Genomic DNA, 12,297 nt, shown 5'->3' with positions numbered 1-12,297 from the left:
AGATTTGTGTTATATAACCTCTTAAATAATAACCTCTCTATGGAAAAATTGACAAACAAAGAAGAAGAAATTATGCATATACTATGGAAGTTAGAAAAAGCTTTTGTTAAAGATGTGCTAGCAGAAATAAAAAATGATAAACCACATTATAATACTTTATCTACAATAATAAGAAACTTAGAGGAGAAAGGTTATGTTGCATATAATGCCTACGGAAAAACACATCAATACTACCCTATGGTAAGCAAAGAAGATTATAGAAAAAGATTCATGAACACTGCTATTAGTACATATTTCAATAATTCATATAAAAATATGGTTTCCTTTTTTGCCAAGGAGGAAAAGATTAGTATTGACGAATTAAAAGAAATTATTTCACTTATCGAAGAAAACAAATAATTATGGAATATTTAATTAAAGTAAGCACTGTTATTAGCATATTTTATATATGCTACAAACTGTTTTTACAGCGCGATACATTCTTCGAGTCTAATCGCTGGTTTTTATTATTCGGCTTAATAACTGCTTTTACAATTCCCTATTTCGTTATTCCCGTTTATATAGAAATAACGGCAGTTACCTTACCTGAATATCCTTATGGAGAAATAACTTCAAATCAAAATTTGCAATCCAAATCTTTTGATTGGTTAAACATTTTATTAGCAACATATTTATTTGGTGTCTTATTTTTTAGCTGCCGATTTGCAATTCAAATTAATTCTTTATTAAATATTATTTTTAAAAAGAAAGGCGAAAAATCAGGGAATTATACATTTATAAAAACTGAAGGAAGGGTTTCACCGTTTTCCTTTTTTAATTGGATTGTGTATAACCCTAGCGATTATTCACAGGCTGAAATTGACCTTATAATTGCACACGAAAAAGTACATGCACGCCAATACCACTCCCTCGATGTTTTAATAACTCAATTATGCTGCATTATACTCTGGTTTAATCCTTTTATGTGGTTATACAATAATGACATAAAACAGAATTTAGAATTCATAGCAGATAAAAATACACAGCAAAAATCGCCATGTAAAAAAAGTTATCAATACACATTGCTTAAAACAAGTTTGCCAACTAATCAATTGGTATTAAGCAATAATTTTTATAATTCATTAATCAAAAAACGAATCGTTATGTTACAAAAATCAAAATCAAAAGAAATCCATCGCATTAAGTATACCTTAGTTATTCCATTATTAGCCCTCTTCTTAATGAGTTTTAATACTAAGACTATTTTTATTGAAAAGGAAAACCCCTTTCCAATAGCAAATAATAATCAATTTATTTTTGACGATAGCACGGCATTAAAAAATTCAGATAGGAATGAAGATATATTGATAAAAAATGAGGATTCAGAACAAATTAATGTCCTAAAAGAGAAAACTAAAAATGGTGTCTCTGTAAACTCCAATATCAAAAAAGAAAGGGATATTTACCAGTTTATTATAAATAAGAACAGCACAGATGCCGATTTAAACAAACTAGCATCAAAAGTAAAGGCAAAAGGTGTTACATTAAAAATTAAGAGCATAAAAAGAAATAGTAAAAATGAAATAATTACGATTAAGATTGAGGCCAACGGAAAAAACTCTAATGCGAGCTTCAATCTTAATTCAGAGGACCCTATTACCCCAATAAAAATATCCTTTGAAGATGAAGGGAAAAATTTATCTATTGGAAACACTTCATCAAAACATAAAATTCACAAATCTGGAAAGGGTAATAATGTTTTTATTATTTCAGACGATGACGACCATGAAATTCACGAAATACAAGTTGATTCTTCAAACAACTACACCATTCCTTCAACAAAAGGAAAACATAAAAAAATAGAAATAATTCATGACGATGAAGACATAGAACTGATTGAAGTAATTGTTGATGATGACAAAGAAAGCAAAGAAGACATTATCATCTTAAAAAACAAAGCAACTTTTGGGAATAGTGATGGCAAATCATTTAAAGTAAAAACTATTAGCAAAGGAAAAAGCAACAGCAAAATTATTATTAAATCTGACGACAAATCGGAACCTATATTTTTTGTTGATGGAAAAGAGTCTAAAAAATCTGAATTTGATTGGTTAAATCCAGATGATATAGAAAGTATAAACGTCTTAAAAGGCAAAGCCGCCGAAAAAAAATATGGTGAAAAAGGAAAAGATGGTATCGTTGAAATAATTACAAAAAAGGAATAACACGTCCTATTAAATATTCTTATTAAAGACACTCTGGATGGAGTGTCTTTTTTGTTGCTTTTATAAATATCTAAATGATGAAATCCATTAAAAGCTAAGAATTTTTAAAAAAAACGCCCTTGGTTTATAAAAACTAAATCAAAAACACCCTATAAATCTTACACATTAAAACATTTTTATCATTTTAAATGGCAATTAAAAACATGTTATAAGATAATAATATATAAACTCATACCAATCAGATTTTTTTGGTTACATATTCGTATTCAAATTCATCGATTTATACAAAAATACTTGCAACATAGTTCCCCTAAAATTTATATTGAAAACTCATTCAAGAAACGAAAACAAATATTAACCTTAAAACCTAAAATTATGATGACACTTGTAACACTAATAATCGACCTAATCTTCTCGATTATTTTCTAAACCAAAAAAATGTAAAGCTTAGTCTAGAATAAGTTTTACTATTTTTGTTTCATGCAAAAGCAGGTTTTCAAATTTTTAGCAAAAGTTAATAAAGTTATTTTACCAAGTTTTTCAAAACAACAGTTAGACCTATCTAAAGCCAACAAACTACAAATGGTTATAATTGGTTGGAGATGGTTTATTACAAAAAATGCATTAGATTAATTTAACATAGAATATCTTAAATAAATAAGAGTTGACAACCCTCTTCATTCGCTCTGTTGTAAAAATCTCCAATCGTTAAGATGCCATCTAATTCATCAATAAAATCTTCTTCTTTTAAATGAAACATATCCACTGCAAGCTTGCACGCCCATAGTTTACATCCAGAATCTGAAAGTATTTCTAAAAACTCCCCTATTGGTGGCATGTCTAATTTTTCCATTTCTTTCTTCATCATTTTAGTGGCTAGTGCCTCCATTCCTGGCAGCCCACCAATCATTGTTGGAATATGCATACCTGGATTACCTACAGTAGCTACATGAAGATGTTCCAATTTTTTCTTTTGAATCGCTTCGAGTCCAAAAAACGTAAAGAAAATTTCTGATTCAATCCCTTCCATTCTAGCGCCATTTGCCATAACAAAAGCGGCATAGGCATTCTCAATTGTTGCTTTTGACAGAATAAAAAGCATTTTTTTAACTTTAGTGCTCATAACTTATCTATTTAAATTAAATACAACTTTTTGGTTTTGGAATTCCTGCAATCAATGTGGATTTCTTAAGGGGGCCACCTGGAAAAAGGTTATAAAACTCTTTAATATTGATCACACCACTTTTTTTAATCCCTCTAATTGATAAAGGTTCTTCTTTTTGATACTTGTCATGAATATATTCAACAACTTCCCAATGTTTTTCGGTCATTTTTATATCGCATTCACCTGCTATACATTCACCAATTTCTTTGGTCCATTGAGAAAATTCGACTAAATATCCTTCCTCGTTTACATCAATTTCCTTATTTGCTATTAGTTTTTTCATTACTCCTATATTTAAGTTGATTTATTTTACTTCTTCAAAACGTTTTCCTTTTTCACTCATTGTTGCCGATACGAATGGAATGTGTATACCTTTTATTAGCATATTCCAATAAATCCATCTAAAGGCCATTTTCCCCATATGATTTGTTCTACTCTCTTTTAAAAGTTGTAATGGGCCAACACCAGGAAACGGAAAAGTTCCTTCTACAGGTTCATGTGTGTAGTTAAAATCAATTAACAATGCTTTACCATTACCCGTTTCAATAAAGCAATTGGCATGTCCATCAAATTCTTCCTTTAATTCTTTTCCTTGAATAAATCTTAATATATTTTCCGTTAAAATCTCAGCTTCAAAATGAGCAACAGAACCAGCTTTAGACGCTGGTAAGTTAGTTGCATCTCCAATTGCAAAAACATTTTCATAATCATTGGTCTGCAAAGTTGCCTTATGAGTAGGAATAAAATTAAAATCGTCTCCCATTCCGGAACGTTCAATTAGTTCATCACCTACATTCGTTGGCACTGTTACCAATAAATCATATTCAACTTCTGTATCAATATAATCAACAATCTTTTTGTTCTCATAATCCACATGTTCAATATTAAATCCTGTAACTTCCTTAATATTCTTTTCTTCTAATAAATAGTGTAAAGTTTCAGTAGCTTTTGGTTTGGTAAAAGCCCCATCTAAAGGTGTTACATAAGTTATATCAACCTTATCTCTCATACCTTTATTTTTAAAGAATGAATCAGCCAAAAAAGCGAATTCCAATGGTGCTACTGGGCATTTAATGGGCATTTCGGTAATATGAACTACCAATTTACCCCCTTTCCAAACGCGTAACTTATCTCTTAAAGCTTTTGCCCCTTCATAAGTATAAAAATCGAAAATACTTTTATGCCATTCTGGACCAAACATACCATCCGTTTCTTCAGGGGCAATTTTTGTTCCTGTTGCTACAATCAATATGTCATAATCTAAAACATCTCCCTTTTCTAGTTTTATTTTATTCTCTTCAGGTAGTATCAGTTCAATTTTTTCTTGAATGTATTTTACTTTTTTCGGAATAAATTTTTTACCATTCTTCTTTACTTGTTTTGTTGTATATATATCGAAAGGAAGAAATAAAAATCCGGGTTGATAATAATGTGTTTTATATTGATCAATAATTGTAATGATCCAATCTTTTTTTGGGAGTTTAGAAGCCAAATGATTTGCCATCATAGTTCCAGAAGTGCCAGCCCCTAATATTATTAAATTTTTCATTTTATTTCATTTTTAAAACTTCATATTGAAATTTCAATACTCGATTATTCTTTGGTAAAAGTAAACGAATAAACACTTAAATAATATGACAAAAATCATGTAAACCCTTATGTAACAAAGGTTACAAAGATGAAAGAAACAATAATATTATTTCAAAAAAACATAAAAGGTGACAATTATCATAGTTAAAGACACCTTCTAAAAGTAGTTTTGTTTAAATTTCCAGAAACAATAACATCTTGTAAAAAGACAATTATTTTTTATTTGATGTTCTTAAATACTTTTTATTATGAAAACTAAGTTAATAAACCTATTATTACTATTATTTTTTTCTCCAGTTGTTTTTTCGCAAGCTGGTCACATAATGCAAGGCGTAGGAGCAATAAACATGTCAATGGGAGGTGCTTCTACAGGTCAACCACTAGATATTTCTGGAGCTTTACATTGGAACCCTGCGGCCACATCTGTTTTTAATGACAAAATTATAAAGCTCGATGTTGGCTTATTCTTTTCTTCTCCAGAATTAAGTTCAGGTTTACCTGCTAATATTCTGTGGCAACCGGGAGATTTTGGCCCTGGTTCTCCTGGAGCACCTCCAGTATCTGGGATAACAAAAGACGATAGAGGCATGTCTCCAATGCCTGCTTTAGCCATGGTTTGGGGAAAAGAAGATAGCAAGCATACTTTTGGTGTTTCTGCATTTGGTATTAGTGGTTTCGGTGTAACATTTCCTCAAGACAATAATGCTCCTGTGGACGCACAAGGTAATCCAAACCCAAATTTCAACCCTATGGGTAATTCCAATCCGGTTAATTACCCTCAAGCTGCACAAGGATTTGGACATATAGAATCTGATTACATGTTATTACAAGTAGGATTGTCTTATGCTTATGAAATAACAGATAAGTTCTCAATTGGCATACAACCAAATATAGATTATGCTGCATTAGAACTAGCACCTAATCCAACAGCGAAACCTAATATGTTTGGATATCCAAACACAGATAGTGCAACTGCCATTGGTTTCGGAGCACAATTTGGAATGTTTTATGATTCTGGATTTGGATTAAAACTAGGCGCGTCATATAAAACCGCACAAAAATTTAGTGAATTTGAGTTTAATAATACATATCCTGACAATACCACTTCTAAAAATAAATTCCAAATGGATTACCCCGCTATTTTCTCTCTTGGACTGGGGTATTCGCAAGGGAATATTGATTTAGCATTAGATTTCAGACGTGTAGATTACGAAAACACCGATGGTTTTGCTGAAACAGGTTGGGCAATTGATCAAAATATGTTGCCTTCTGTAGCTGGATTTGGATGGGAAAATATTTCCATTATTTCTGCAGGTATACAATACAAAGGTATAAATAAATTGCCGCTTCGTTTTGGCTATACTTACAGTTCAAACCCTATTCCAAAGGATCTAGCATTTTTTAATATTCCTGCAACAGCAATTATTAAAAACGCTTACCAATTTGGTTTAAGTTATAAGGTAAATAACTCTTGGAATATTGATGCCGTTTACCATTATGGAGATAGTAATGGAGCGACTGAAGGTGAAATATTAAACCCTCGTAATATTTCTTCAGGAAATCCCAATGGAGCTATTCCAGGATCGTTTGTATCTTATGAGATGACCACCTCAATGCTACAATTTGGTATTAGCTATACCTTTAGTAAATAAAAAAAATTATATAAATAAAAAAGCAAGCGAATTCGCTTGCTTTTTTTTTGTGACCTCGACAGGATTCAAACCTGTAACCTCTTGAGCCGTAATCAAGTGCGCTATTCAGTTGCGCCACGAGGCCTTTTTTAATGGGTGCAAATATACTATTAATTAAAATTTTAACAAACAATTTATTTCAAATTTATAAATACGTATTTTTGAACTATGACTAATGAAATATTACACCAAAAATTTAATCATACCCTCGATAACAATGTTTTAAATGACATTGCAAATGTAGGTACTTATAAATCTTTTTTAAAAGATGATATTATTATAGACATCAACCAACCAATGCTACATATCCCTCTATTACTAAGTGGATACATTAAAATTTTAAGAGAAGATAACGAGGGTAATGAACTACTTATATATTTTTTGGAAGCTGGTGAAACCTGTACCATGTCACTAACATGTTGTATGGGAACTTCTAAAAGTAAAATTAGAGCCGTAGCAGAACATGATTCTAACCTTATTATGATTCCTGTACAAAAAATGCAAGAATGGTTTCATGGTAATGAAAGTTGGCGAACTTTTATTTTAGAAAGTTATCAAAACCGATTTGATGAAATGTTAGATGCTATTGACAGTATTGCCTTCTTAAAAATGGATGAACGACTTTATAAATATTTAGTTAATAAATCCATACTAAATGAATCCGCAACTATATTGATAAAACATCAAGAAATTGCTGAAGATTTACATACTTCTAGAGTGGTAATTTCAAGGCTATTAAAACAGCTTGAAAATGAAAAGAAAATAAAACTTGGAAGAAACAAAATTGAAGTTATTACTTCATAGGTAACATTTGATACATAACAGATTTAACAGGATTATACTTTTACAAAAAATAATAAAAAATGGACTTTATTTTGAACCCATGGCCTTGGTACTTATCAGGGCCACTAATAGCCTTCGTAATGGCTATTTTACTTTACTTTGGCAAAACTTTTGGTATGTCATCAAGCTTAAAAACTATATGTTCCGCCATAGGAGCCAACAAATTCTCAGATTTTTTTAAGTTTAATTGGAAAGACCAAAGGTGGAATCTTACTATTGTAATAGGTGCGATTATTGGTGGGTTTATAGCAACGCAATTCCTTTCAAATAATACTGCAACAGATTTAAATCCAGCCACCATAACAGAATTGCAACAAATGGGTTTTGAAAATCCAGGAGCTACTTTAGTGCCTAATGAAATGTTCAGTATGGAAAGTTTAACCTCAATAAAAACCATTGTATTACTTATTATTGGGGGTTTATTAGTAGGATTTGGAACGCGTTATGCAAGTGGCTGTACGTCTGGTCATGCTATTACAGGACTTAGTAGTTTGCAAAAGCAGTCGCTAATTGCTGTTATAGGCTTTTTTATTGGCGGATTGATTATGACTAATTTTATTTTACCATTAATCTTTAAAGCATGAAATATTTAAAATTTTTATTAGTTGGTATTTTCTTCGGAATAATTTTAGTGAAATCGGAAGCTGTTTCATGGTTTCGGATTTATGAAATGTTTAGATTTCAGTCATTTCACATGTATGGCATCATTGGTACAGCTATAGCAACGGGGTTATTATTCTTGCAAATTTCAAAAAGAAAACATTTAAAAAATATAATAGGTGAACAAATAGATGCTCCAGAAAAAGAAGAGGGATTTATAAGATTTATAGTTGGAGGTACTATTTTCGGGTTGGGTTGGGCTCTTATTGGAGCTTGTCCAGGGCCTATGTACATCTTATTAGGAACTGGTGTTTACAGCATGACCATTGTCATTATTGCTGCTTTATTAGGTACTTTTATTTATGGATTATTAAAAGGTAAGTTACCCCACTAAATGGATAACACCCAACTATTTGGATATATTGGAGCCTTAATAGTAGGACTTGTGCTAGGATTAATTGGAGGAGGCGGATCAATACTAACAGTTCCTCTATTAGTGTACTTTTTAGGGTATAATCCAATTGTTGCTACTGCCTATTCTCTATTTGTCGTTGGTACTACCTCATTAGTAGGAACTTTCCAGAAGTATAAGAGAGGGTTGGTAGACTTTAAAACAGGTTTAGCTTTTTCTTTCCCATCTTTTATAGCAGTTTATGTTTCACGAAGATATTTGGTTCCCAATATTCCTGATAAACTCTATATTATTGACGACTTCGCATTTACCAAAGAGATGGGGATTATGATCTTTTTTGCAATCATAATGATTATTGCATCCTATTATATGATTAGAAATAACACTAACAATAGTTTTCCCTCAGAAAAACAAGCATATTACAAAACTTTTATTCAAGCAATATTTATAGGAACAATTACAGGAATTATTGGTGCAGGTGGTGGTTTTTTATATGTCCCGGCACTTGTTATTTGGGCAAATATTCCAATGAAAAAAGCAGTTGGCACGTCATTAATAATAGTTTCTATAAACTCATTAATTGGTTTTATTGGTGACATACAAACCCTAGAGATAGATTGGATGTTCCTTTTATTGTTTACACTAATATCTATAGTTGGTATTATTTTAGGTGTATTTCTCTCAAAATTTATTAGTGGTAAAAAACTTAAAAAAAGTTTTGGGTTTTTCATTTTAATAGTGGCAGTTTATATTATATATAAAGAAATCAATTAAAGCAATGTGACAAAAATCACAAATCAAACCAATATGATTTAGTACTTTTGAATGATTAAATTTTTAAAATGAAAATAGAACAAATATACACCGGCTGTTTAGCGCAAGGTGCTTATTACATAGAATCTAACGGAGAAGTTGCCATAATTGATCCACTCCGTGAAACCCAACAATATGTGGATAAAGCCAATAGTGAGCATGCAAAAATTAAATATATATTTGAAACACATTTTCATGCTGATTTTGTTTCTGGCCACATAGATTTAGCAAAAAAAACTGGGGCTATAATTGTTTACGGTCCAGGGGCTGAAACCAATTACGATATACATTGTGCTGAAGATGGAGAAGAATTTAAACTTGGTCATATTACTATTAAAGTTTTACACACTCCAGGACATACGTTAGAATCTTCCACTTACCTATTATTTGATGAAACTGGAAAAGAACATGCTATTTTTTCTGGAGACACTTTATTTCTTGGTGATGTTGGACGACCAGATTTAGCTATAAAATCTGATTTAACTAAGGAAGATTTAGCAGGTATGTTATTCGATTCTTTACGAAATAAAATAATGCCATTACCAGATGATGTAATTGTTTATCCTGCTCATGGTGCAGGGTCGGCATGTGGTAAAAATTTAAGTAAAGAAACCGTTGGTGTTTTGGGGAACCAAAAAAAGACCAATTATGCTTTACGAGCAGATATGACAAAGGATGAGTTTGTTGCTGAAGTTCTTGACGGTATTGCGCCTCCCCCCCAATACTTTGCAAAAAATGCCATGATGAACAAATCGGGATATGATACATTCGAAACGGTTTTAAAGAAAGCTAACAATCCATTGACTCCCGAAGCTTTTGAACATTTAGCAAACGAAGAAGGTGCCTTGGTTTTAGATGTTAGACACGAAAAAGATTTTGTGAAAGGACATATACCCAACTCAATTTTCATAGGTATTCATGGAGGTTTTGCGCCATGGGTTGGTGTCTTAATAACGGATTTAAAACAACCTATTTTATTGGTCGCTCCTGAAGGTAAAGCCAAAGAAACTGTTACCCGATTATGCCGTGTGGGTTATGATAATACACTGGGTTACTTGGAAGGCGGCATAAATGCTTGGGTAGATTCAGGACGTGATATTGAGACTATAGAATCTATTTCTGTTGACACCTTTACGCAATTATTTAAAAACAATAACCTTAATGTATTGGATGTACGAAAAGATGGTGAGTTCAAAGCAGAGCATCTAGAAGGCGATAATGTAAAGCATTTTGCATTGGATTATATAAATGATAACATGAATAAAGTTGATTCTAAAAACACCTATTATGTACATTGTGCTGGTGGTTACCGATCTGTAATCGCTGCTTCAATACTGAAGGCTCGAGGTTTCAATAATTTAATTGATATTGCCGGTGGCTTTGGCGCCATGAAGAAAACTGATTTACCAACTACGGATTTTGTTTGCCCTTCCACTTTGTAATATGAAAACCACCTTAGAAATACAAAACCTGAAATGAGACTGTTGTTCAAATACCATAATAAAAAAGGTTTCTGGTATTAACAATGTTACAAATTTAGAAGTAGACGTAATTAATAATTCTTTTTCTTTAGTTTGTACAGACACTTCTGCATTAAGAAATATTGAAGTACTCCTTAACACAATAGGATATCCCCTTGCTGGAGAAAAAAACGCACTTACTACAAAAGCCAAGTCTTTTGTTAGTTGTGCTATAGGAAGGATTAATAGCTAAAAAAAGTCTTTAAGATATATCTTAAAGACTTTCCTTTTTAAAATTAACTCTCTTATACAATTTCCGCAGTTAAACCTGCTTTTAAAAGCATTGAACAGCGCGGTTTTAAATCTTTATACTCACCCGTTTTAACCGTACATTTTCCTTTATAGTGAACAATTAGAGAACATTGTTCTGCTTGTTCTGAAGTATGATCACAAGCATAAATTAAAGTTTCTATTACATGGTCGAATGTATTAACATCATCATTGTACAATACAATCTCATTTTGCGTAAGTACTTCCTCATGCACTAATAACTCTTCCGATGTTTTTTCTTGTGAACTCATAACTCTGGTAATCTTTAGCAATTTTTTGTTGTACTAATTTAAAAATTTTAGCGAAACCCAATTGTTTCTTTCTAACTTTTCTTCAAATTTTAACAGATGCTTTTCACATTTCGTCTTTATAATAGGGATATCCTCCTCATAAAATCCACTTAAAAACAACATCCCATTTTTATTTAAACAGGATACATAAACTTCCATATCGTTTAAAAGAATATTGCGATTAATGTTTGCTATAATAATATCGTAACGTTTATTCCGCAAAACTGAAGCATCTCCTTCAATAACGGTAATGGTCTTACAATTATTACGCTGCACATTCTCCAAACTATTTAAATAACACCAGTTATCGTAATCTATGGCATCTACTCTATTTGCACCTTTCATTTCCGACAAAATAGCTAAAACACCTGTACCGCATCCCATATCTAAAACTGATTTATTGGTAAAATCATTCTTTAAAATATGTTGAATCATCATATGTGTTGTTTCGTGATGCCCTGTGCCAAAACTCATTTTTGGCTCTATGATGATATCGAACTCTGTATCGAACTTATCGTGAAAAGGTGCACGTACGGCACAAATATTATCCACAACAATGGGATTAAAATTCTTTTCCCATTCTGCATTCCAGTTGGTCTGCTCGATTTCCTCGAAGGTATAAGTAATATTAAATTCTTCTGAGTTTAACACCTGAATATCGTCCAGAATATTTGTGTTCCAATCTTCTTTTTGGATATAAGCAGTAACCCCTTCTTCTGTTTCTACAAAACTTTCGAAACCAGCGTAACCTAATTCGGCAATCAAAATTTCTACTCCAGGTTGCGCTGGATTCACTTTAAAGTAGTAGCCGATGTAAATGATATTTGAGATAACTTCTAAGAATTAAATTTCTGATGAAACTGCGTTAGCGATTGAGGTATTGTCAAAGCTCCTCAAAG

General features: G+C 31.7%; 14 protein-coding genes and 1 tRNA gene. 9 read left to right on the top strand and 6 right to left on the bottom strand.

Annotated features, from left to right (window positions below):
* Window positions 1-39 precede the first annotated feature (39 nt).
* The 3 genes from FEF17_RS09865 (at window position 40) to FEF17_RS14425 (ending at window position 2,837) form a co-directional block, all read left to right on the top strand.
* Window positions 40-399 (top strand): BlaI/MecI/CopY family transcriptional regulator, encoded by a 360-nt coding sequence (locus FEF17_RS09865; RefSeq protein ID WP_139002237.1) that lies wholly within the window; start codon window positions 40-42, stop codon window positions 397-399.
* Between the two features lie 2 nt (window positions 400-401).
* Window positions 402-2,204: a M56 family metallopeptidase gene (locus FEF17_RS09860; RefSeq protein WP_139002236.1), complete on the top strand. Its 1,803-nt coding sequence runs from the start codon at window positions 402-404 to the stop codon at window positions 2,202-2,204.
* Window positions 2,205-2,684: 480 nt separating this feature from the next.
* Window positions 2,685-2,837, top strand: coding sequence for an SsrA-binding protein (locus FEF17_RS14425; RefSeq protein ID WP_139002235.1), 153 nt, complete (start codon window positions 2,685-2,687; stop codon window positions 2,835-2,837).
* Between the two features lie 16 nt (window positions 2,838-2,853).
* On the opposite strand, the gene FEF17_RS09850 is transcribed toward FEF17_RS14425, so the two are convergent.
* From FEF17_RS09850 to sqr, 3 genes are read right to left on the bottom strand one after another with little or no spacing between them, the layout of a single operon-like run.
* Window positions 2,854-3,327, bottom strand: a complete 474-nt coding sequence (locus tag FEF17_RS09850; RefSeq protein WP_139002234.1) for a DsrE/DsrF/DrsH-like family protein — start codon at window positions 3,325-3,327, stop codon at window positions 2,854-2,856.
* A gap of 16 nt (window positions 3,328-3,343) precedes the next feature.
* Entirely contained in the window at window positions 3,344-3,652 is a 309-nt protein-coding gene (locus FEF17_RS09845) for a TusE/DsrC/DsvC family sulfur relay protein (protein ID WP_139002233.1), read from the bottom strand.
* A gap of 21 nt (window positions 3,653-3,673) precedes the next feature.
* Window positions 3,674-4,918: a type III sulfide quinone reductase, selenoprotein subtype gene (sqr, locus tag FEF17_RS09840; protein ID WP_139002232.1), complete on the bottom strand. Its 1,245-nt coding sequence runs from the start codon at window positions 4,916-4,918 to the stop codon at window positions 3,674-3,676.
* A gap of 289 nt (window positions 4,919-5,207) precedes the next feature.
* Here sqr and FEF17_RS09835 point away from each other — a divergent pair, with 289 nt between their 5' ends.
* A complete protein-coding gene (locus FEF17_RS09835) occupies window positions 5,208-6,611 on the top strand; it encodes an OmpP1/FadL family transporter (protein WP_139002231.1) in 1,404 nt (467 codons plus the stop codon).
* Window positions 6,612-6,661: 50 nt separating this feature from the next.
* Here FEF17_RS09835 and FEF17_RS09830 read toward each other — a convergent pair.
* Window positions 6,662-6,735: transfer RNA gene (locus tag FEF17_RS09830), tRNA-Arg, on the bottom strand.
* 83 nt (window positions 6,736-6,818) lie between these two features.
* Here FEF17_RS09830 and FEF17_RS09825 point away from each other — a divergent pair.
* The 5 genes from FEF17_RS09825 to FEF17_RS09805 all read left to right on the top strand — a co-directional run bounded on the left by FEF17_RS09825 (window position 6,819) and on the right by FEF17_RS09805 (window position 10,760).
* Complete coding sequence (locus FEF17_RS09825) at window positions 6,819-7,454, top strand: Crp/Fnr family transcriptional regulator (protein WP_139002230.1); 636 nt, start codon at window positions 6,819-6,821, stop codon at window positions 7,452-7,454.
* Between the two features lie 59 nt (window positions 7,455-7,513).
* Window positions 7,514-8,077 (top strand): YeeE/YedE family protein, encoded by a 564-nt coding sequence (locus FEF17_RS09820; protein WP_139002229.1) that lies wholly within the window; start codon window positions 7,514-7,516, stop codon window positions 8,075-8,077.
* Window positions 8,074-8,487, top strand: a complete 414-nt coding sequence (locus FEF17_RS09815; protein WP_139002228.1) for a DUF6691 family protein — start codon at window positions 8,074-8,076, stop codon at window positions 8,485-8,487. The genes FEF17_RS09820 and FEF17_RS09815 overlap by 4 nt, the downstream gene beginning before the upstream one ends.
* Complete coding sequence (locus FEF17_RS09810) at window positions 8,488-9,279, top strand: sulfite exporter TauE/SafE family protein (RefSeq protein ID WP_139002227.1); 792 nt, start codon at window positions 8,488-8,490, stop codon at window positions 9,277-9,279.
* Between the two features lie 68 nt (window positions 9,280-9,347).
* Complete coding sequence (locus FEF17_RS09805; RefSeq protein WP_139002226.1) at window positions 9,348-10,760, top strand: MBL fold metallo-hydrolase; 1,413 nt, start codon at window positions 9,348-9,350, stop codon at window positions 10,758-10,760.
* Between the two features lie 323 nt (window positions 10,761-11,083).
* Here the strand turns inward: FEF17_RS09805 and FEF17_RS09800 are convergent, their stop codons facing one another.
* Together FEF17_RS09800 and prmA are read right to left on the bottom strand one after the other, a co-directional pair.
* Window positions 11,084-11,359: an ATP-dependent Clp protease adaptor ClpS gene (locus FEF17_RS09800; protein WP_139002225.1), complete on the bottom strand. Its 276-nt coding sequence runs from the start codon at window positions 11,357-11,359 to the stop codon at window positions 11,084-11,086.
* Window positions 11,360-11,392: 33 nt separating this feature from the next.
* Window positions 11,393-12,229 carry a 50S ribosomal protein L11 methyltransferase gene (gene prmA / locus FEF17_RS09795; protein WP_139002224.1) on the bottom strand — a complete coding sequence of 279 codons (837 nt, stop codon included), beginning with the start codon at window positions 12,227-12,229 and terminating at the stop codon, window positions 11,393-11,395.
* Window positions 12,230-12,297 lie beyond the last annotated feature (68 nt).

The sequence above is a fragment of the Hyunsoonleella aestuarii genome (genome assembly GCF_006148925.1).
Lineage (GTDB): Bacteria > Bacteroidota > Bacteroidia > Flavobacteriales > Flavobacteriaceae > Algibacter_D > Algibacter_D aestuarii.
This window is presented reverse-complemented; position numbering and strand designations above follow the sequence as displayed.